Raw genomic sequence first — 20,747 nt, 5'->3', positions numbered from 1 at the left:
CCTCCAGCCGCTTTCGCGGGCCGCTATGGGTACAAATCCAGTGCCGACTGCATCGGCGTGACGCCAAAGCGTTTACCGAGTGCTATCAGCTCTTCCCGGGTAATGGTCTGCTTCATGCCGCCCATCGACAGGACCTTCACCAGCACCTCGGCGGACTTCTCGGCGGTATCAATCAGACCAAACGTTTCGTCGAGCGTCGGCCCGCTGCCGAATACCCCGTGGAACGGCCACAGCACCAGGGAGTGTGACTGCATTTCGATGGCGGTGGCCTGGCCGATTTCGTCGGTACCCGGCACCATCCACGGCAGAATGCCGACCCCGTCGGGGAAAACCACCAGACATTCGGTGCTGCCTTCCCACAGCTTCCGCGTGAGGTAATCGCTACTGTTTTCCAGCACGTAGGTCAGGGCGATCAGGTTAGTGGCGTGACAGTGCATGATCACCCGGTCTTTGCCGTGGGTTGCCTTGATACGCTCACAGTGAGAGAGGAAGTGCGCCGGGAGTTCAGACGTGGGCACTGCATCGTCCGTCAGCCCCCAGAGGATGTGATAGCCTGCGCCGTCGCTGTCCACTCTCACCACCCCGAGGTTGGCCTGCGGGTCGAGTTGCACGTTACGGAAGAATTTACCGGAACCGGTGACGATAAACGGCGTACTGGCGAGCTGCGGCATTGGCTGGCTCAGGGCGATATAGCGCGGCTTCTGATGGAACTCGGCGGCGAACGGTTCAATGTCGGCATCATCCAGGCGCAGCGTCAGGTTACCGCCATTGCGCTCGTCCCAGCCTTTCAGCCAGGCGTCGGAGGTGGCTTTAATCATGCCCTGGACGAACCAGGCGTTAGTGATGGTCTGCATAGTGTTTCATTTCCCGTGATCGTGGTGAGCGTTTCCCTCACCCCGGCCCTCTCCCTGTGGGAGAGGGGGTAAAAGTGGCCTCTTCCACAGGAAGAGGGTGAGGGCATATTTATCCGCGCTGACTCAGCACGTCTTTCTCATACATCCGCACGTTATCCAGCCACTGACTGCCCGCTGGGGTGTCGTTACGCTGGCAGTACATCTCCCACACCGCCTGCCACGGCAGGGTTTTCTGCTCTTCCAGCAGCACCAGGCGCGCGGTGTAATCGCCGTTCTCTTCCAGCTGTTTCAGGGCGCTGGTGGGCTCCAGCAGCGCACGCAGCAGGGCTTTTTTCATGTTGCGGGTGCCAATCACCCAGGCTGCGATGCGGTTGATGGAGGCGTCAAAGAAGTCGAGGCCAATGTGCACGCGGTCAAACAGATCGTGGCGAATGATTTCGCTGGCAATGGCCTGGGTTTCGTCATCCAGCAGCACCACGTGGTCGCTGTCCCAGCGTACGGGACGGCTCACGTGCAGCAGCAGGCGGGGTACGTAGAGCATGGCGGCGGAGATTTTGTCGGAGATCACCTCCGTCGGGTGGAAGTGGCCGGCATCCAGGCACAGCGCGGTCTGGCGGCTGGTGGCGTAACCCATGTAAAACTCGTTCGAGCCCACGGTGTAGCTTTCCGCACCAATACCGAACAGCTTGCTCTCTACGGCGTCGATGTGGTGCGCCGGGTTCAGTTTTTCGCTGATGGCTTCATCCAGCGCCGCCAGCAGGCGCTGACGCGGGGCCAGACGGTCAACGGTGATGTCTTTCATGCCGTCCGGGATCCAGATGTTCATCACCGACGGCGTGCCGAGCTGCTCGCCAAAGTACGCGGAGACGCGGCGGCTGGCTTTTACGTGGTCAATCCAGAACTGGCGGATATCGTCGTTCGCGTGGGCAAGGGTAAAACCGTCGGCGCTCAGCGGGTGCGAGAAGCAGGATGGGTTGAAATCCAGGCCCAGCTGGTTGGCTTTCGCCCACGCCACCCAGTTTTTAAAGTGCGCAGGTTTGAGCTCGTTACGCGCGACCGGCGTGTCAGATTCCAGATAGATAGCATGCAGGTTCAGCCGCTTAGGCCCCGGGATCAGGCTCAGCGCCAGCTCCAGGTCGGCGCGCAGCTCGGTGGCGTTACGCGCTTTGCCCGGATAGTTGCCGGTGGCCTGAATGCCCCCCGTCAGCGAGCCGCCCGGGTTTTCAAAACCGGCAACGTCGTCGCCCTGCCAGCAGTGTATGGAGACCGGCAGACGATCGAGCTGGCGCAGCGCCTCATCGACATCCACGCCGACGGCGGCGTAACGCTGTTTAGCCAGGTCCCAGGCTTGTTCAAGTTGAGTGGTCATGCGCAAAGCTCCTTAGTCAGTCGGTTTTGCTGAAACTGCGCCCGATAGCGGGCAATTTCATGGCAGGGATTGGGGATGAACGTGGTCAGCGTGGCGTTCGCCGAGACCACCGTGCGGAAATCGTCCACGCTGGCAAGTTCGTCCAGGGTCATGAGCTGAATGCCAATATTGCCGAGCGTCGACGCTTCAATCGGGCCCGCCACCACGGTGATCCCGCAGGCATCGGCGCAGAGCTGGTTCAGAAGCTGGTTCTGGCAGCCGCCACCGACAATATGCAGCTGAGTGAACGGCCGGCCGCGAAGGTCGGCCAGCTCGCTCAGGATCTCGGCATACAGCAGGGCGAGGCTGTCGAAAATACAGCGTGCCAGCTCTGCCGGTTTCGATGGAACGGGCTGCCCGGCGTCGACGCAGGCGGCCTGGATTTCGGCGCTCATGTCCGCCGGGTTGATAAAGCGGTCATCATTAGGATTGATCAGGAAACTGCAGGCTTTCAGTCTTTCGGTGTCGGCAATAAGCGCGGGCAGGTCGGTAATGTTCTGCTCTTTAAGCACGCGCTGGAGCAGCCACAGACCCATGATGTTCTTCAGCACGCGGTAGCGCCCTTCGGCACCGCCTTCGTTGGTGATGTTCGCGGTCAGCGCGGCATCGCTGGTGTAGGGAGTTTTGCTCTCAAAGCCCATCAGCGACCAGGTCCCGGAAGAGAGGTAGGCCGCGTCGTTACCGGCAAGCGGAGACGCAATGACGGCGCTGGCGGTATCGTGACTCGCAACCGCCACCACCGGGATCGCATTACCCTGCGGGCACATCCATTGACCGATCACATTGCCAGGGTGCGTCGGCGTGCCGAACCAGGAGGGTGAAGCCCCGGTCCAGGCCAGCAGGTGTTCATCCCAGTTATCGGAGTTGATGTTCACCAGTTGCGTGGTGGTGGCGTTGGTGTATTCCCAGTTCATGTTGCCGGTCAGGCGGTAGCTGAAGTAGTCCGGGATCAGCAGTGCATGCGCCACGCGGGGAACCAGCGCCGGCTGCTGTTCGACCAGCGCGCGCAGTTGATAGAGCGTATTGAATGGCAGAAACTGAATACCGCTGCGGCCATAAATATTCTCTTTGCCAAGCCCGGCAATCGCACGCGCCATCAGGCCGTCGGTGCGGCTGTCGCGATAGGCTATCGGCAAACCAACGCGTTCACCGTTGCTGTCCAGCAGTACGTAATCGACGCCCCAGGTATCGATGCCGATACTGTCGATACGGATCCCCGCATCGCAGACCTTCTGCAGTCCGGTGCGGATCGCTGCCTCAAGGCTGTCGATATCCCATACCTCACAGCCGTCCTGCTTTTGCAGGCAGTTAACAAAGCGGTGCATCTCCCGAAGCGAAAGCGTCTGCCGCTTGCCGTCATAAGTGGCCAGCATTACACGGCCGCTGGATGCGCCGAGATCGACAGCCACGCAATGGCGAAAAGTCATGGTTGTGTCCTTCTTAAAGTCATTAGCGGTGAGTGTAAAAAAAGGAACCCATCTCCACCTTCTCGCCAGTGACAGCGGTTTTCCGGGGCTGGCAAGAAAGCAAAGATGAACGTGAGGGAGTTCACAGTTTCCAGGCGTGACGGGGTTTGCAGGCAGTGTGACGCTTACCGCATTTCCTGATCTTTCAGCCTGTTTCTTGAAAAACGGACAGTTTTTGCGAGGTTTACGGTCGAAAATTTAAGGTGAGGGGGCGGGGCCTTAATTACTATTTTGAGAACATTTCTCATTGATGGGGCCGTTATGACCGTACTGCACAGCGTGGATTTTTTTCCTTCGGGTGGGTCGTCTGTCGCGATTGAACCGCGACTCCCTCAGGTGGCGTTTCCTGAGCATCATCATGATTTTCACGAAATTGTGATTGTTGAACACGGAACGGGGATCCATGTGTTTAACGGCCAGCCGTATACCATCAGTGGTGGGACGGTCTGCTTTGTGCGCGATCATGACCGGCACTTATATGAACATACCGACAACCTGTGCCTGACTAACGTGCTCTACCGTTCGCCCGATGCGTTCCAGTTCCTGTCCGGGCTGAACCATCTCCTGCCGCAGGAGAAGGACGGCATCTATCCTTCGCACTGGCGGGTGAATCAGTCCACGCTGCAGCAGGTGCGCCAGCTGGTGAGCCAGATGGAACAGCGCGACGAGGGACAGGAGACCCACGTCATCGCCACGCGTGAGCTGTTGTTTATGCAGCTGCTGGTGCTGCTGCGCCGCAGTAGCATGGTGGCCGGGCTGGAGAATAACGATGCGCGTTTGACTCAACTGATGGCCTGGCTGGAGGACCATTTCGCCGAGGATGTCTGCTGGGAAAAGCTGGCGGATGATTTTTCGCTGTCGCTCCGGACCTTACATCGTCAGCTGAAGCAGCAAACCGGGTTGACGCCGCAGCGCTATTTGAATCGTCTGCGCCTGATTAAAGCGCGCCATCTGCTGCGTCATACCGATGAGAGCGTCACGGATATCGCCTATCGTTGCGGTTTCGGCGACAGTAACCACTTTTCGACCCTGTTTCGCCGGGAATTTAGCTGGTCACCGCGCGATATTCGCCAGGGAAAGGACGCGTCACTGCAGTAACGCGAGGGTTGTCACCGTTTCCCGTGGGCAAAAACGCTAATAATGTCAGGTTATTTGCTGTCGAGGTGGTGTCGTGGTTGCTCAGTTAATGCTTCGCAAAGTGGATTTTTTTGCCTCCGCCGGCCAGGCCGTCGCGGTGGCGGATCGCTATCCGCAAAACGTCTTTGCCGAGCACACTCATGAGTTCTGCGAGCTGGTGCTGGTGTGGCGGGGCAATGGCTTGCATATCCTCAACGACCGGCCCTACCGCATTACGCGTGGGGATCTGTTTTACATCCGTGCTGAAGACAAACACGCCTACGCTTCGGTCAACGACCTGGTCCTGCAGAACGTGATTTACTGCCCTGACAGGCTGAAACTCAACGTCGACTGGGCGGCTTACATTCCGGGTTTTAATGATACGAAGTGCGCGGCGCACTGGCGACTGAGCAGTAACGGCATGACGCAGGTGCGACAGGTGATTTCTCAGCTGGAGCAGGAGAGCCAGAAAAGCGATCCTGAGGCTCACCAAATGGCTGAACTGCTTTTCGCCCAACTGGTCATGACGTTGACGCGCCATCGCTACGCCATTGATAACCCGTCGGCTACCGCGCAGGAAGCCCTGCTCGATAAGCTCATCACCACCCTGGCGGGCAGCCTTAACAAAAGCTTTGTGCTGGAGAAATTCTGCGAGCAGGCACAGTGCAGCGAGCGCGCGTTGCGCCAGCAATTCCGCACCCAGACCGGGATGACGGTGAACCATTATCTGCGCCAGCTGCGCATCTGCCATGCCCAGTACCTGCTTCAGCATACGGAACTGATGGTCAGCGATGTGGCGATGCGCTGCGGCTTTGAGGACAGTAACTATTTTTCGGTGGTCTTTAACCGCGAGGTGGGGATGACGCCGGTTCAGTGGCGTCATCGCAGTCGTAACGCGGCGTAATCAGTTCGCCATGCCGAGGCCCACAATGTTGGCCGCAATAATGATCACCACGCACCCCAGACTCAGCACGCCCACCGGGCGACGGCCGGCGTTGTTCCACTCTTTCAGAAGCAGACCCACCAGCCCACCGCACAGCACGTAGAAGCTCATGTGCAGCATCCAGCTCATATAGTCATACTGCGCCGGAATACTGGCGTGACCCCACGCGTAGAAGAAGAACTGGAGATACCACATCAGCCCACCGAGCGCCGAGAGCAGCACGTTCCCGATAATCATCTGTTTAGCCAGCGAGAAGTCGGCTTTCAGTGACAAGGTCTTCACGTTTGCCAGACGGAAAAAACAGAAACCGAGGTTAACCACCGCTCCGCCACCCATGATCACCACGTAGCTTGGCAGTGCCACGTACAGCGGGTCTACGCCCAGTGCGGCAGCAGCTTCATGCATCGGTTTGGCGGCGTTCATCGCGAATGACATGCCTGCGGAGAAGATCCCGCACATCACCGCCAGCAGCAGGCCTTTCTTCAGGTTAAACTCTTCGGCTCTGATGCCCATTTTGCGCTCTTTCAGCTGCCCTGCGCGGGTGACAATGCCCACGCCAATGACGGCCACCAGCACGCCCAGCAGCGTCATCTGGCCGCCTTTGGTGTTGATCAGCACGTCGACGTTACCGTTGAGGATCGGCGTCATCAGAGTGCCAACAATCAGCGTAATACCAATCGCGATGCCAATGCCCATCGACATGCCGAGGTAGCGCATGGTGAGGCCATAGTTAATGTTACCGACGCCCCACATGGCGCCAAAGAGAAAGACCGGCAGCAGGGTGGAGGCGTTAAAGGAGGAGAAGTAGCCCCAGAAATCCGGGAGCAGCATGGCGCTGATGGTCCAGGGAAGAATTATCCACGAGACCACACCGCCGACGGACCACATGGTTTCCCATGACCACTGTTTGACCTGTTTAAACGGGGCATAGAAACAGGCTGCACTGGCCGCGCCTATCAGATGCCAGAAAATACCCATCGTAATCGCATGATTCATGTTTACATCCTCATCGTTTTTATATGCCGGTGGCTTCCCACCGACTCGATGAGTGTAAAAATTAAGCAGTCGGGTAACCTTCGGAAGGTTGCCGCACTTTGGTTTTGAATGGCAATCAACGCGTTAACCGGGTGAGCAGACTCACAATTTCAGCAATAACCGAAAACCGAATAACCTTATAAAAACTACGGCATTGATAATCATTTTCAATATCATTTAATTAACTATAATGAACCAACTGCTTACGCGGCATTAACAGCTGTGCCGCCCGACAATAATGGAGAGGATTATGAGTTATACACTGCCATCCCTGCCGTATGCCTACGACGCACTGGAACCGCATTTCGACAAGCAGACGATGGAAATCCATCACACTAAACACCACCAGACCTATGTGAACAACGCGAACGCCGCGCTGGAAAGCCTGCCAGAGTTCGCTAGCCTGCCTGTTGAAGAGCTGATCACCAAACTGGACCAGCTGCCAGCTGACAAGAAAACCGTTCTGCGTAACAACGCAGGTGGTCACGCTAACCACAGCCTGTTCTGGAAAGGCCTGAAAACCGGTACCACCCTGCAGGGCGACCTGAAAGCGGCTATCGAGCGCGATTTCGGTTCTGTAGACAACTTCAAAGCGGAATTCGAAAAAGCCGCTGCGACCCGTTTCGGCTCTGGCTGGGCGTGGCTGGTTCTGAAAGGTGACAAACTGGCGGTTGTTTCAACGGCTAACCAGGATTCCCCGCTGATGGGTGAAGCAATCTCTGGCGCATCCGGTTTCCCTATCCTGGGTCTGGACGTGTGGGAACACGCTTACTACCTGAAATTCCAGAACCGTCGCCCTGACTACATCAAAGCCTTCTGGGACGTGGTGAACTGGGACGAAGCAGCAGCGCGTTTCGCCGCGAAAAAATAAGGTTGCATTGACGCCTGTGAGAAGCGAGTCTGATGACTCGCTTTTTTTGTATCTGCAGAAAGGAGCAGCGATGCATTTTCCGGTGAATGTCTTTACAGGCAAGGTAAGGGAGTACGACGGTAGCCGCCCGAGCGCCATCGCCAAAATTCAGGTCGACGGCGAGTTGACGTTAACCGACCTCGGGCTGGCGGGCGATGAGCAGGCCGAAAAGAAAATCCATGGCGGGCCTGACCGCGCGCTGTGCCACTATCCGCGGGAACACTATCAGCACTGGATAACCGAGTTTCCCGAACAGGCGGATATGTTTGTCGCGCCCGCGTTTGGTGAGAATCTCTCAACGGAAGGGCTGACCGAGAAAAACGTCTTTATCGGCGATATCTACCGCTGGGGCGATGCCCTGATTCAGGTGACGCAGCCGCGCTCGCCGTGCTTCAAACTAAACTATCATTTCGGCATCAGCGACATGTCTGCCCGACTGCAGGGCGCGGGTAAAACGGGCTGGTTATATCGGGTGGTGCTGGCAGGACAGGTATCGGCAGATGCGCCGCTGGTGCTGGCATCGCGCCTGAGTGATGTCTCGGTATATGACGCCTGCGCGATTGCCTGGCATATGCCGTTTGATGACGACCAGTACCATCGGCTTTTGTCCGCTGCGGGGCTGTCCACGAGCTGGACCCGAACGATGCAGAAACGCCGTTTAAGTAGCAAGATCGAAGATAATTCGCGGAGATTGTGGGGGAAATAGTTTCCCCGCAGGAGAGGCAAGCCGGGTCAGCGATACCGCCGCCCGGCTAAACGGCTACGAACGTTTATACAACGGCAGCCACAGCGTTAACCGCAACCCACCCAGCGGGCTGTCGTCGGCCTTCACCCAGCCTCGATGCTGCTGCATGGCGGTTTCCACAATCGCCAGACCCAGCCCCGTGCCGCCAGATTCACGGTCACGCGCCTCGTCGGTACGGTAGAACGGACGGAAAATCTGTTCGCGGTCTTCCGGGCTTACCCCAGGACCATCGTCATCAACGATGATGGTGATCCCGTCTTTATCCACCGAGAAGGCTACCTCAATCTTCGTGTGCGAATAGCGCAGGGCGTTACGCACGATGTTCTCCAGCGCGCTTTCCAGCGTGTTGGGGTTACCGTACAGCGGCCATGGCCCTGGCGGGAAGTTGACGGTAAAGGATTTCCCCATCTGCTCCGCTTCGAACGCCGCGTTATCCAGCACTTCATGCCACAGGTGGTTGGCTTTCACCGTTTCGCTCACCAGCGCATTTTTCTGCTGATTGCGCGACATGACCAGCAGGTCGTTAATCATGCTGTCCAGACGATGCGCTTCCGTTTCAATACGTTCCAGCTCTTTGCTCTCACCGCTGCGGCGACGCAGCAGCGCGGTGCCGAGCTGTAAGCGCGTGAGCGGCGTGCGCAGCTCGTGCGAGATATCCGACAGCAGGCGTTGCTGTGCCGTCATCATGCGGTCGAGGGCGCTCACCATCTGGTTAAAACTGGTCCCGGCGGCAAGGAACTCCTGTGGACCGGCTTCCAGTTCAGGGTGTTGTCGCAGGTTACCCTGCGCCACTTCGTCCGCCGCGTTTTTCAGCTTACGCGCCGGTTTCGCCAGACTCCACGCCAGCCACAGCAGCAGCGGTGAGCTAACCAGCATGGTGACAATCAGCAGCAGAAGCGGACGGTCAAACAGCAGGTTGATGAAATCGGACTGGGAGTTGCTCGCCGGGCGGATCAGGTAAAGCTGGTAATTATCCTCGCCATCTCTGACGGAGAAGGGGCCCACCATCTCAACCCGACCGTATTTTTTCTTCTGAGGATGGTCGGCGTTATCCGCCTGACCAATGAAGTTACGGATGATCTGCATTTCATTGCGATCGGCGCCAATCACGCGCCCTTCGCTGGTCACCAGCAACAGGCGCTGGCCTGGCGGTGCCCATTTGTCGATAGCGCGAAACAGCCTGCGCCACCACATTAAATCGTTCGGCGGGTCGTTTGCCAGCTCGGCTTCCACGTGCTGCTCGATCATCACGCCCTGACGTTGCTCGCTGTCGAGAAGCTCCGTCATCTGGCGTGAGTCGAGTTTTGGCAACATCAAAACGAGCATTAAAACCAGTGCCAGCGTCAGCCAGAAAATGGCGAAGATGCGGGCTGTTAAGCTTCCTATCATGAAGCGGAAACCATCAGATAACCGCGACCACGCAGGGTTTTAAACCACGGGTGCCCGTCCTTGCGTTCCGGCAGCTTGCGGCGCAGGTTCGAGATATGCATATCGATGGCGCGATCAAACGGGGTGAGGCGTTTGCCGAGCACTTCCTGGCTCAAATGTTCACGCGATACCACCTGGCCGAGGTGCTGGGCCAGCAGGTACAGTAGGGTGAACTCGGTGCCAGTCAGTTCCAGCGTTTCACCGTCAAAACTCGCTTCCTGACGGCCCGGATTCAGGCTCAGGGAGTCGACTTCCAGCGTCGGTGAACTGTTGTCGCTGTTCTGCTGCTGTTCGCTCCAGTGAGAACGACGCAGGATAGCGCGAATACGGGCAACCAGTTCACGGTCGTTAAACGGCTTTGGTAAATAGTCATCCGCGCCCAGCTCAAGGCCAAGTACACGGTCAAGTTCGCTACCGCGAGCGGTCAGCATAATTACGGGCGTCTGGTGTGTCTGGCGAAGCTCTTTCAACGTATCAATGCCGTTTTTCTTCGGCATCATAACGTCGAGCAAAAGTAAATCGATGCTGTCGTCAAGGAGACTCAGCGCCTGCTCGCCATCATGGGCAACCAGAACGTTGAAACCTTCCATGTCGAGCAACTCCTTTAAAAGGGATGTGAGCTCTCGGTCATCATCAACTAACAGGATTTTATTCATTGTTTAAATACCTCCGAGGCAGAAATTACGACATCAAGGCTATCTAATCCATGACTTTACGTTGTTTTACACCCCCTGACGCATGTTTGCAGCCTGAATCGTAGACTGTCTCTCGTTGAATCGCGACACGAAAGATTTTGGGAGCAAGTGATGCGCAAAGTTACCGCTGCCGTCATGGCCTCAACGCTGGCGTTCAGTACATTAAGCCAGGCCGCTGTAGCTATCCCCGGCGATAACGGGCCCTCAACGGAGGGGGCAACGCAGCACAGCAGCCAAAGCCATATGTTTGATGGCATAAGTTTAACCGAACATCAGCGTCAACAGATGCGAGATCTGATGCAGAGGGCACGACACGACCAGCCCCCTGTTAATGTTAGCGAAATGGAGACAATGCACCGCCTTGTCACCGCAGAAAAATTTGACGAAAGCGCTGTACGCGCTCAGGCCGAAAAAATGGCACAGGAGCAGGTTGCCCGCCAGGTAGAGATGGCGAAGGTCCGCAACCAGATGTTCCACCTGCTAACGCCCGAGCAGCAAGCGGTTTTGAACACAAGACATCAGCAGCGAATGGACCAGTTGCGTGAGGTTGCACGGATGCAGCGAAGCTCAGAAACAACGTTTTTCAGTAGCAATAGCAGTACCCGTAGTAACCAGTAAACCCTGTTTTCCTTGCCATAGACACCATCCCTGTCTTCCCCCACATGATGTGGGGGTTTTTTTTGCCCTTCATTCTGCTTTGTTAACCGTTTATTCATCCTTTGACTCCCCATGCTTCCGTTATACTAGCGGCATGACATGACAGGAGCGTTTATGAATCAATCCTATGGAAGACTGGTAAGTCGGGCAGCGATTGCAGCGACCATCGTGGCTTCAAGCCTGTTAGTGATTAAAATTTTTGCGTGGTGGTATACCGGCTCAGTCAGTATTCTCGCGGCGCTGGTGGACTCGTTGATGGATATTGCCGCCTCGCTGACGAACCTGTTGGTTGTGCGTTACTCGCTGCAACCGGCAGATGAAGAACACACGTTTGGGCACGGTAAAGCCGAGTCGCTGGCCGCGCTGGCGCAAAGCATGTTTATTTCCGGCTCCGCGCTGTTTCTGTTTTTAACCGGTATTCAGCATCTCGTCTCGCCGTCACCGATGAACGATCCCGGCGTGGGTGTGGTCGTAACGATTGTGGCACTTATATGCACACTTGTTCTGGTAACGTTCCAGCGCTGGGTTGTTCGCAAAACGCAAAGCCAGGCAGTACGGGCGGATATGCTTCATTATCAATCTGATGTTATGATGAATGGCGCTATTCTTATTGCGCTCGGTCTGGCCTGGTATGGCTGGCATCGGGCCGATGCGTTGTTTGCGTTAGGGATTGGCATCTATATTTTATATAGCGCCTTACGGATGGGGTATGAAGCGGTGCAATCGCTTCTGGACCGCGCCCTCCCGGACTCAGAACGTAATGAAATTTTTTCTATCGTGACCTCCTGGCCTGGTGTCAGAGGTGCACACGATCTTCGAACGCGGCAGTCAGGGCCGACCCGCTTTATTCAGATTCATATTGAAATGGAAGACAACCTGCCACTGGTTCAGGCTCACGTTATTGCTGAGCAGGTCGAGCAGGCGATTTTGCAGCGTTTTCCTGGTTCAGACGTCATTATTCACCAGGATCCCTGCTCGGTTGTACCCGGACATGTTGAGCTTTCGTAATTGGTTGTAAAAAAGTGAGCCAGGCCAGCATTTTGTGTATAAATTACCGCCATTTGGTCTGACCTGAATCAATTCAGCTGGAAGTGATTGATATACTATTTGCAGTATTCGTTGGTCGATAAATTCTTCCGGCAACAGATTTCAATTTTGCATTCCTAAGTTCAGAGGTAGTCATGATTAAGAAAATCGGTGTGTTGACAAGCGGCGGTGATGCGCCGGGCATGAACGCGGCAATTCGTGGGGTTGTCCGTTCAGCGCTGACGGAAGGCCTGGAAGTTTTTGGTATCTATGATGGTTATCTGGGCCTGTATGAAGATCGCATGGTTCAGCTCGACCGTTACAGCGTGTCCGACATGATCAACCGTGGCGGTACCTTCCTCGGTTCTGCGCGCTTCCCGGAATTCCGTGATGAACACGTCCGTGAAGTGGCTATTGAGAACATGAAAAAACGTGGCCTCGACGCACTGGTTGTTATTGGTGGTGACGGCTCGTACATGGGTGCAAAACGTCTGACTGAAATGGGCTTCCCGTGCATCGGGCTGCCGGGTACGATCGACAACGACATCAAAGGCACTGACTACACCATCGGTTATTTCACCGCACTGGGCACCGTTGTTGAAGCGATTGACCGCCTGCGCGACACCTCTTCTTCCCACCAGCGTATCTCCATCGTGGAAGTGATGGGCCGTTACTGTGGTGACCTGACGCTGGCTGCGGCCATCGCCGGCGGTTGTGAGTTCGTGGTGGTTCCGGAAGTGGAATTCAGCCGTGAAGATCTGGTGGCTGAAATCAAAGCGGGTATCGCAAAAGGCAAGAAACACGCCATCGTAGCCATCACCGAGCATATCTGTGACGTTGACGAGCTGGCGAAGTACATCGAAACCGAAACCAAACGTGAAACGCGTGCTACCGTTCTGGGCCACATCCAGCGTGGGGGTTCCCCGGGTCCATACGACCGCATCCTGGCATCACGTATGGGTGCATACGCCATTGAACTGCTGCTGCAGGGTCATGGCGGTCGTTGCGTGGGTATTCAGAACGAAAAACTGGTTCACCATGACATCATCGACGCCATTGAAAACATGAAGCGTCCGTTCAAGGGTGACTGGCTGGACTGCGCAAAAAAACTGTACTGAGCGGTGACTTTCCCCCGGTCGCGCTGAGTTAACCGGGTCCGCAGTCCACGCTCATAAAGACCGGGTAAGGCGATATCGCCGCCCGGTTTTTTTATGCCTGCTCGTTTTTTATTCCTCTACGTTATAGCCAATCTTTTTTTATTCTTTAATCATTGGTTAGCTTTCTGGCACGCTGCAAGCATCAAAACACTACACAAGAGATCCGGGCGATGAATAAATGGGGCGTGGGGTTAACATTATTGCTGGCATCGACCAGCGTTCTGGCTAAGGACATCCAGTTACTGAACGTGTCATACGACCCGACGCGTGAGCTGTACGAGCAGTACAACAAAGCCTTCGCGGCACACTGGAAACAGGAAACCGGCGACAACGTGGTGGTGCGTCAGTCGCATGGTGGCTCCGGTAAGCAGGCGACCTCGGTAATCAACGGGATTGAAGCCGACGTGGTTACCCTGGCGCTGGCCTATGACGTCGACGCCATCGCCGAGCGTGGGCGTATCGATAAAAACTGGATCAAACGCCTGCCAGACAACTCAGCGCCTTACACCTCGACCATTGTTTTCCTGGTGCGTAAGGGCAACCCAAAACAAATTCATGACTGGAACGATCTGGTTAAGCCGGGCGTTTCCATTATCACCCCGAACCCGAAAAGCTCGGGTGGCGCACGCTGGAACTACCTGGCGGCCTGGGGCTACGCGCTGCATCACAACAACGGTGACCAGGCGAAAGCCCAGGCGTTCGTGAAAGCGCTGTATAAAAACGTTGAGGTGCTGGACTCTGGCGCACGCGGTGCCACGAATACCTTCGTTGAGCGTGGGATTGGCGACGTGCTGATCGCATGGGAAAACGAAGCCCTGCTCGCCACCCACGAACTGGGTAAAGACAAGTTCGAGATCGTTACGCCAGGCGAATCTATCCTCGCCGAACCTACCGTTTCTGTGGTTGATAAAGTGGTTGAGAAGAAAGAGACCAAAGCGGTGGCGGAAGCGTACCTGAAGTATCTCTACTCGCCAGAAGGCCAGGAAATTGCGGCGAAAAACTACTATCGTCCACGCGATCCGGCGGTGGCGAAGAAATATGAAAGCGTCTTCCCGAAACTGAAGCTTTTCACCATTGATGAAGAGTTCGGCGGCTGGGCGAAAGCGCAGAAAGAGCACTTCTCTAACGGCGGAACTTTCGACCAGATCAGCAAGCGTTAAACGTTAGCAGGACAGACACGGTGACCCGGCGCGAGAAATCCGCCGGGTTTTTTATTTGGTCATCATTTTGCGTTACTCTTTCGCCACTATCGAAAACAGGGAACGCATTGTGAAAAAAATACTATTACTGATTCTGGTTGTCATCATTCTTGCCGCGGGTGGCTGGTACTGGATGAAAACGGGTAATCCGAATGCGTTGCGTCATATCGTTCTCGACCAGTGTCTGCCGAATCAACTCCAGCACCGTAACCCGGCCCCGTGCGCGCAGGTAAAGCCTGATGCGGGTTATGTGGTGTTTAAAGACCGCAACGGGCCGCTGCAGTATCTCCTGATGCCGACTTACCGTATCAAAGGAACCGAAAGCCCGCTGTTGACCGAGCCGAATACGCCCAACTTCTTCTGGCTGGCCTGGCAGTCACGCAACTTTATGAGCATGAAGCGCGGGGCCGAGGTGCCGGACAGCGCAATTTCGCTCACCATTAACTCCCCGACAGGCCGTACGCAGAACCATTTTCATATCCATATCTCCTGCCTGCGCCCGGACGTGCGCGAGAAGCTTAATGCCGCGCAGGGGCAAATCAGTACCCAGTGGTTACCGTTCCCGGGCGGGCTGGAAGGGCATGAGTACCTCGCCCGTCGCGTGACGGAAAATGAGCTGGTACAGCGCAGTCCGTTTATGATGCTGGCTGAAGAGCTGCCGGAAGCGCGTGACCATATGGGGCGCTTCGCGCTGGCCATGGCGCAGCAGTCGGATGGATCGTTTGTCTTACTGGCGACCGAACGTAACTTGCTGACCCTGAATCGCGCGTCAGCTGAGGAATTGCAGGATCATCAATGCGATATCCTGAAGTAACATCACCATAAATAGCGTTTACTCGTCCTGCCTGTCACCGTAGACTTGCTGAAAAAAACGACAGGAGACAGGAATGTCGCTCTGGTTAACGCATCCTCTGTTTGTGCCCTCATTGATAGTCGGCGTCACCATCGTGCTGTGGGCGACGTCGCTATTGCCGGAATTTATCACCGCGCTGCTGTTTTTCACGGCGGCGATGACCGCCAGAATCGCCCCGGCGGAGGTGATTTTTGGTGGTTTTGCCTCGTCTGCATTCTGGTTAGTGTTTAGCGGCTTCGTGCTGGGGGTGGCAATCCGTAAAACCGGTCTGGCGGACAGGGCCGCACGGGCGTTGTCGGCAAAACTCACTGATTCGTGGGTATTGATGGTGGCAAGCGTGGTGGGGCTAAGCTACGCGCTGGCGTTTGTGATGCCGTCGAATATGGGCCGTATCGCGCTGCTGATGCCGATTGTCGCCGCCATGGCCAAAAGGGCCGCCATCCCCGACGGTTCCCGCGCGTGGTATGGCCTGGCGCTGGCCGTCGGGTTCGGAACCTTCCAGCTCTCGGCGACCATCCTGCCTGCCAACGTGCCGAATCTGGTGATGAGCGGCGCCGCGGAGGGCTCGTACGGGATCCATCTGAACTATGTCCCGTATCTGCTGCTGCATACACCCGTCCTCGGGATCCTGAAAGGAGGCATTCTGATCGGCCTGATCTGCTGGTTGTTCCCTGGCAGCCCGAAACCGGCCACCGATCTTACGCCGTCTGAACCGATGGGCCGGGATGAAAAACGTCTCGCCTGGCTGCTGGCGGTGGTGCTGGGGATGTGGGTGACAGAGAGCTGGCACGGCGTTGGACCGGCGTGGACGGGGCTGGCGGCGTCGGTCATCGTCATGCTGCCACGCGTTGGGTTTATCACCGGTGAAGAGTTTTCTGCGGGAGTGAACATGCGCACCTGCATTTACGTGGCGGGGATTCTCGGGCTGGCGATTGTAGTGACCCAAACGGGTATCGGTTCCGCGGTGGGGGAGGCGTTATTGCGGATTATGCCGCTTGATGCCAACAGACCGTTCACCAGCTTCCTGGCGCTTACCGGTATTACCACGGCACTCAACTTCATTATGACCGCGAACGGTGTACCGGCGTTGTATACCACGCTGGCACAGAGTTTTTCGGACGCCACCGGCTTCCCGCTGTTGTCGGTAATCATGATTCAGGTACTGGGGTATTCCACGCCGCTGCTGCCGTATCAGGCGTCGCCGATTGTGGTGGCAATGGGTTTAGGGAAGGTGCCTGCAAAGGCGGGGATGTTGCTCTGTCTGGCGCTGGCGATTGCAACGTATCTGGTGCTGCTGCCGCTGGATTATCTGTGGTTTAGCGTGCTAGGGAAAGTGTAATTTCCCTCCCCGGTGGGGGAGGGAAGTCGGTTTTTACGCCTGTTTAGCCGCTTCTGCTGCTTTAACGATCACCGCGAAAGCGTCAGCTTTCAGGGATGCACCGCCAACCAGCGCGCCATCGATGTCTGGCTGGGTGAACAGCTCAGCAGCGTTGGATGCGTTAACAGAACCGCCGTACTGAATAATTACCTGCTCAGCCACTTTCGCGTCCGCTTTAGCAATGTGGTCACGGATAAATTTGTGAACCGCCTGTGCCTGCGCAGGGGTCGCTGATTTGCCGGTACCGATCGCCCAGACGGGTTCGTACGCGATAACCGCGCCTTCGAATGCTGCAGCACCCTGCGTTTTCAGCACGGCGTCGATCTGACGAGCACACACTTCTTCCGTTTTGCCTGCTTCGTTTTCGGCTTCGGTTTCACCGATGCACAGAACCGGGATCAGACCCTGCTCTTTCAGCACCGCGAATTTCTTCGCGATAAATTCGTCGGATTCTTTGTGGTAAGTGCGACGCTCAGAGTGGCCGATGATGATGTATTTCGCGCCGATATCTTTCAGCATTTCAGCAGAGGTTTCACCGGTGAATGCGCCTGACAGGTTAACGTCAACGTTCTGTGCGCCCAGAATGATGTGGCTGCCGTCAGCGGCATGTTTAGCCAGATCCAGGTACATATCCGGCGGAGCGATAGCAACCGCGCAGCCCGTCACGCCCGCCAGCTCTTTACGCAGGTTCGCAACCAGTTCGTTTACCATGTGGCGGCTGCCGTTCAGTTTCCAGTTACCCATCACTAAAGGATGTCGCATTTCAATTCTCCACGCTAAATTAGCGAATTAAGGAATATGGCCGCCCTGTCGGGCAGCATGGTCTGTGAATCAGTATAGAGATTTTCCCTCGAAAGGCTTTGCTTTTTGTCATTAATTCGCCCCGCCGAGTGTGTCTGATAGTGCCAGCTTAATCGGTTCAACAGCGAAGGTCAGTCCTTTTTCGCCGTTATCTGCCACCACATAGCGTATGGCCCCTTCGGTATCGGCGTAGTACCGCTTGTTTTTACCGGCGGTGAGAAGTTTTTGCAGCTTTTGCTGGCTTTGCTTTTTGGTCAGTGCGGGCGTAAAAGCCTGCAGTATCGCGCTCATGTACTCGAGCGCTTTTGCCTTAGCGGCTTTCTGCTCTGGCCCCTGAATCGGCAGCCAGGTTATCTGCATGCTTTTGATTTTTAGCGTGCCGCGCTCCAGCGCAGTGGAGGCATATAAATTCTCGTTAATCTTGCTCGCAGCCCGGGTCAGGGTTGGCGTATCCCGGGAGCTGTCAATGGCGCGGAATTCATCCAGCGGTAGCGTGGGGTTGGTTTTATTGAAGGTTTCACGAAACTGGCTGATTGACTGATCGAACGAGGGCGCACCTGCCAGCAGATAGGGGGCTGTCGTCGGGGCAGTGGTTTCGGCGGCGTGCAGGGGGACACCCGCGATGAGCATCGCTAAACACAGGAAAAGAGAACGTGCCGAACTTTTCATCAACATTGCCCCTGGCCGTAAGTGTTCATGATTAAATCGATATCTGGTCGGCTTGTCAAAAGGTCACAACTCCAGGGTAAAATGCGCGCTATATGATAATAAGGAACCTTACATGACCATACAGCAGTGGTTGTTTTCATTCAAAGGGCGTATTGGACGCCGTGACTTCTGGATCTGGATGGCGACGTGGATCGTTGCCATGCTGCTTCTGTTTTTCGTGGCCTTCAACGCATGGCTCAGCACACAAACGGCGGCGTTTGCGCTGGTCTGTTTACTGTGGCCAACCGCGGCCGTGGTGGTGAAACGTCTGCACGATCGCGGCCGTTCCGGCGCGTGGGCTTTTCTGATTATTCTGGCGTGGATGCTGGTGGCCGGGAACTGGTCGATACTTCCGTCCATCCTTCCCTGGGTGGTGGGCAGACTGCTACCAACCATTATTTTTGTCATGATGGTGGTCGATCTGGGCGCGTTTATCGGCACCCAGAGCGAAAACAAATACGGCAAAGACACCCTTGAGGTGAAATACCGCTGATCACCAGTAGTGTTCGGCAGTCATATGACCCGGCCGGCGGCGAAGATGTTTCGTCATCTGCCGGGTATCCTTCAGAAGCTGCTGCGTGTCGCGAACCATCTGCGGGTTGCCACACAGCATGACGTGGCTGGTTTCAGCGCTCATCGGCAAGCCAATTGCGTCTTCCAGTGCACCACTCTCAATCAATGCCGGTACGCGGCCCGTCAGTGAACCTGCTGCGGTTTCGCGGCTGACCACGGTCTGAATTTTCAGTTTCCCGCCGTACTGCTTTTCCAGCGCCTGCATCTGCGGAAGATAGCTCAAGTCTGCGGCATAGCGCGCGGCGTGAACCAGCACGATGTTTTTAAAGCGCTCAAGGTCTTTGCCGTACTGCAAAATAGAGAGATAGGGGCCAATGGCCGTGCCGGTTGCCAGCATCCAGAGGGTGTCGCAGTCCGGGATTTCGTCCAGCACGAAGAAACCGGCCGCTTCACTCACAATTTGCACATCGTCACCGGGCTTAAGCGCGGCAAGGCGTGGGCTGAGTTTGCCGTCCGGGACGGTAACCAGATAGAACTCGAGATCCGGGTTATCGGGGGCATTAACGTAGGAATAGGCGCGCTGCACGCGCTCGCCGTCAACATCCAGCCCCAGCTTCGCAAATTGCCCGGCCGTAAACGGGTGGACGGGAGCATGCAGGGTGAGACTAAATAGCGCATCGGTCCAGAACTGTATTTTTGTGACTTTACCTGTTACCCAGTCCGCCATGATCTTCTCCTGTGCTTTTTCTCTGGTCTATCTTCCGGACTTGTGGCGAAGATTTCCAGCCCATTTGGGCCGGAAAGCTCTATCGATCAAACGGTTTTACAGAATGTGCGCCTGCACGTCAGGGTCTTTACGATCCAGATAGTGAACAGACTGAATGCGGCGAATGGTGCGCGATTTACCGCGGATCAGCAGGGTTTCGGTGGTGGCCATATTGCCCTTACGGGTGATGCCATCCAGCAGGTCACCTTTGGTGATGCCGGTTGCGGAGAAGACAACGTTGTCGCTGCGCGCCATGTCATCCAGCGCAAGCACCTTGTTGGCTTCAATACCCATCGCTTCGCAGCGTGCCAGCTCTTCTTCCCCAATACGGCGATTCTCTTCGCTGTCGCCTTTGACTTCGTGACGGGGCAACAGACGGGCCTGCATGTCGCCATCCAGAGCGCGGATCACCGCGGCGGAGACCACACCTTCCGGCGCGCCGCCAATGCCGTAAAGCACATCCACTTCGCTGTCTGGCATGCAGGTCAGGATAGACGCTGCCACGTCGCCATCCGGGATGGCAAAGACGCGAACACCGAGCTGTTGCATCTGGGCAATGGTGGCATCGTGGCGCGGTTTCGCCAGAATGGTCACGGTGAGCGCGCTAAGCGGTTTTTCCAGCGCCCTGGCAACGTTACGCAGATTCTCTTCCAGCGGCAGGCTCAGGTCGATAGCCCCTTTGGCGCCGGGGCCGACAATCAGCTTTTCCATGTACATATCCGGTGCGTTGAGGAAACAGCCTTTGTCCCCTACCGCCAGCACGGCCAGCGCGTTGGCCTGGCCCATTGCCGTCATGCGGGTACCCTCAATCGGGTCGACGGCGATATCCACGGCATCACCTTTGCCGGTGCCCACTTTCTCACCGATATAGAGCATTGGCGCTTCGTCGATCTCGCCTTCGCCAATGACGATGGTGCCATCGATATTGACCTGGTTAAGCACAATGCGCATGGCATGGACAGCCGCACCGTCTGCGGTATTTTTGTCGCCACGGCCGAGCCATTTATAGCCCGCCAGTGCGGCAGCTTCGGTAACGCGGGAAAACTCGATAGCCAGTTCACGTTTCATGAGGTACTCGTGCAATCAAAA

The 20,747-nt window shown here is 56.2% G+C and carries 21 protein-coding genes; 11 read left to right on the top strand and 10 right to left on the bottom strand.

Translation table 11 applies throughout. The features are described from left to right. Nucleotides 1-23: 23 nt before the first annotated feature. The 3 genes from rhaD to rhaB form a co-directional block, all read right to left on the bottom strand. On the bottom strand, nt 24-854 hold the full coding sequence (rhaD, locus tag BH714_RS14750; RefSeq protein ID WP_014172220.1) for a rhamnulose-1-phosphate aldolase: 831 nt from the start codon (nt 852-854) through the stop codon (nt 24-26). 109 nt (nt 855-963) lie between these two features. Next, a complete protein-coding gene (gene rhaA / locus BH714_RS14745) occupies nt 964-2,223 on the bottom strand; it encodes an L-rhamnose isomerase (protein WP_040018293.1) in 1,260 nt (419 codons plus the stop codon). Continuing rightward, nucleotides 2,220-3,689 (bottom strand): rhamnulokinase, encoded by a 1,470-nt coding sequence (rhaB, locus tag BH714_RS14740; RefSeq protein WP_040018292.1) that lies wholly within the window; start codon nt 3,687-3,689, stop codon nt 2,220-2,222. Before rhaB ends, rhaA begins: the two co-directional genes overlap by 4 nt. 300 nt (nt 3,690-3,989) lie before the next feature. On the opposite strand from rhaB, the gene rhaS reads away from it, so the two are divergent. Both rhaS and rhaR read left to right on the top strand, forming a co-directional pair. Next, nucleotides 3,990-4,826, top strand: coding sequence for an HTH-type transcriptional activator RhaS (gene rhaS / locus BH714_RS14730; RefSeq protein ID WP_040018291.1), 837 nt, complete (start codon nt 3,990-3,992; stop codon nt 4,824-4,826). Nucleotides 4,827-4,899: 73 nt separating this feature from the next. Beyond that, complete coding sequence (rhaR, locus tag BH714_RS14725) at nt 4,900-5,748, top strand: HTH-type transcriptional activator RhaR (RefSeq protein ID WP_014172216.1); 849 nt, start codon at nt 4,900-4,902, stop codon at nt 5,746-5,748. Here rhaR and rhaT read toward each other — a convergent pair whose 3' ends face one another. After that, the gene (gene rhaT / locus BH714_RS14720) at nt 5,749-6,783 is read right to left on the bottom strand and encodes an L-rhamnose/proton symporter RhaT (protein WP_020883962.1); all 1,035 of its coding nucleotides are present in this window, start codon (nt 6,781-6,783) and stop codon (nt 5,749-5,751) included. Between the two features lie 289 nt (nt 6,784-7,072). Between rhaT and sodA the strand changes: the two genes are divergently transcribed. Together sodA and yiiM are read left to right on the top strand one after the other, a co-directional pair. Then, on the top strand, nt 7,073-7,693 hold the full coding sequence (gene sodA / locus BH714_RS14715; protein WP_014833772.1) for a superoxide dismutase [Mn]: 621 nt from the start codon (nt 7,073-7,075) through the stop codon (nt 7,691-7,693). 70 nt (nt 7,694-7,763) lie between these two features. Next, nucleotides 7,764-8,438, top strand: coding sequence for a 6-hydroxyaminopurine reductase (gene yiiM, locus BH714_RS14710; RefSeq protein WP_040018289.1), 675 nt, complete (start codon nt 7,764-7,766; stop codon nt 8,436-8,438). A gap of 54 nt (nt 8,439-8,492) precedes the next feature. Here the strand turns inward: yiiM and cpxA are convergent, their stop codons facing one another. Continuing rightward, the gene (cpxA, locus tag BH714_RS14705) at nt 8,493-9,866 is read right to left on the bottom strand and encodes an envelope stress sensor histidine kinase CpxA (RefSeq protein ID WP_010436910.1); all 1,374 of its coding nucleotides are present in this window, start codon (nt 9,864-9,866) and stop codon (nt 8,493-8,495) included. Then, nucleotides 9,863-10,561, bottom strand: coding sequence for an envelope stress response regulator transcription factor CpxR (gene cpxR, locus BH714_RS14700; protein WP_014172213.1), 699 nt, complete (start codon nt 10,559-10,561; stop codon nt 9,863-9,865). Before cpxR ends, cpxA begins: the two co-directional genes overlap by 4 nt. 150 nt (nt 10,562-10,711) lie before the next feature. Here cpxR and cpxP point away from each other — a divergent pair, with 150 nt between their 5' ends. The 6 genes from cpxP (at nt 10,712) to BH714_RS14670 (ending at nt 16,831) form a co-directional block, all read left to right on the top strand. Continuing rightward, entirely contained in the window at nt 10,712-11,218 is a 507-nt protein-coding gene (gene cpxP, locus BH714_RS14695; protein ID WP_020883960.1) for a cell-envelope stress modulator CpxP, read from the top strand. Nucleotides 11,219-11,371: 153 nt separating this feature from the next. After that, nucleotides 11,372-12,265, top strand: a complete 894-nt coding sequence (gene fieF / locus BH714_RS14690; protein WP_020883958.1) for a CDF family cation-efflux transporter FieF — start codon at nt 11,372-11,374, stop codon at nt 12,263-12,265. 173 nt (nt 12,266-12,438) lie between these two features. Continuing rightward, the gene (gene pfkA / locus BH714_RS14685) at nt 12,439-13,401 is read left to right on the top strand and encodes a 6-phosphofructokinase (RefSeq protein ID WP_014172210.1); all 963 of its coding nucleotides are present in this window, start codon (nt 12,439-12,441) and stop codon (nt 13,399-13,401) included. 209 nt (nt 13,402-13,610) lie between these two features. Further along, complete coding sequence (locus BH714_RS14680) at nt 13,611-14,600, top strand: sulfate ABC transporter substrate-binding protein (RefSeq protein ID WP_032680073.1); 990 nt, start codon at nt 13,611-13,613, stop codon at nt 14,598-14,600. A gap of 109 nt (nt 14,601-14,709) precedes the next feature. Then, complete coding sequence (locus BH714_RS14675; RefSeq protein ID WP_040018288.1) at nt 14,710-15,453, top strand: CDP-diacylglycerol diphosphatase; 744 nt, start codon at nt 14,710-14,712, stop codon at nt 15,451-15,453. 73 nt (nt 15,454-15,526) lie between these two features. Continuing rightward, nucleotides 15,527-16,831, top strand: coding sequence for an SLC13 family permease (locus BH714_RS14670; RefSeq protein WP_025202752.1), 1,305 nt, complete (start codon nt 15,527-15,529; stop codon nt 16,829-16,831). Nucleotides 16,832-16,864: 33 nt separating this feature from the next. Here the strand turns inward: BH714_RS14670 and tpiA are convergent, their stop codons facing one another. Both tpiA and BH714_RS14660 read right to left on the bottom strand, forming a co-directional pair. Then, nucleotides 16,865-17,632 carry a triose-phosphate isomerase gene (gene tpiA, locus BH714_RS14665; RefSeq protein ID WP_014172206.1) on the bottom strand — a complete coding sequence of 256 codons (768 nt, stop codon included), beginning with the start codon at nt 17,630-17,632 and terminating at the stop codon, nt 16,865-16,867. Nucleotides 17,633-17,743: 111 nt separating this feature from the next. Beyond that, the gene (locus tag BH714_RS14660) at nt 17,744-18,340 is read right to left on the bottom strand and encodes a DUF1454 family protein (RefSeq protein WP_020883954.1); all 597 of its coding nucleotides are present in this window, start codon (nt 18,338-18,340) and stop codon (nt 17,744-17,746) included. A gap of 112 nt (nt 18,341-18,452) precedes the next feature. Here BH714_RS14660 and BH714_RS14655 point away from each other — a divergent pair, with 112 nt between their 5' ends. Beyond that, nucleotides 18,453-18,872 (top strand): DUF805 domain-containing protein, encoded by a 420-nt coding sequence (locus tag BH714_RS14655; protein WP_025202755.1) that lies wholly within the window; start codon nt 18,453-18,455, stop codon nt 18,870-18,872. Here the strand turns inward: BH714_RS14655 and fpr are convergent, their stop codons facing one another. After that, entirely contained in the window at nt 18,873-19,619 is a 747-nt protein-coding gene (gene fpr / locus BH714_RS14650; protein ID WP_014172203.1) for a ferredoxin--NADP(+) reductase, read from the bottom strand. A gap of 96 nt (nt 19,620-19,715) precedes the next feature. Then, entirely contained in the window at nt 19,716-20,726 is a 1,011-nt protein-coding gene (gene glpX / locus BH714_RS14645) for a class II fructose-bisphosphatase (protein ID WP_040018287.1), read from the bottom strand. Nucleotides 20,727-20,747: the final 21 nt, after the last annotated feature.

Origin of the sequence: Enterobacter ludwigii, assembly GCF_001750725.1 — a bacterium.
Lineage (GTDB): Bacteria > Pseudomonadota > Gammaproteobacteria > Enterobacterales > Enterobacteriaceae > Enterobacter > Enterobacter ludwigii.
The sequence above is the reverse complement of the archived record's forward strand: the minus strand, read 5'-3'. Positions and strand labels throughout refer to the sequence as shown.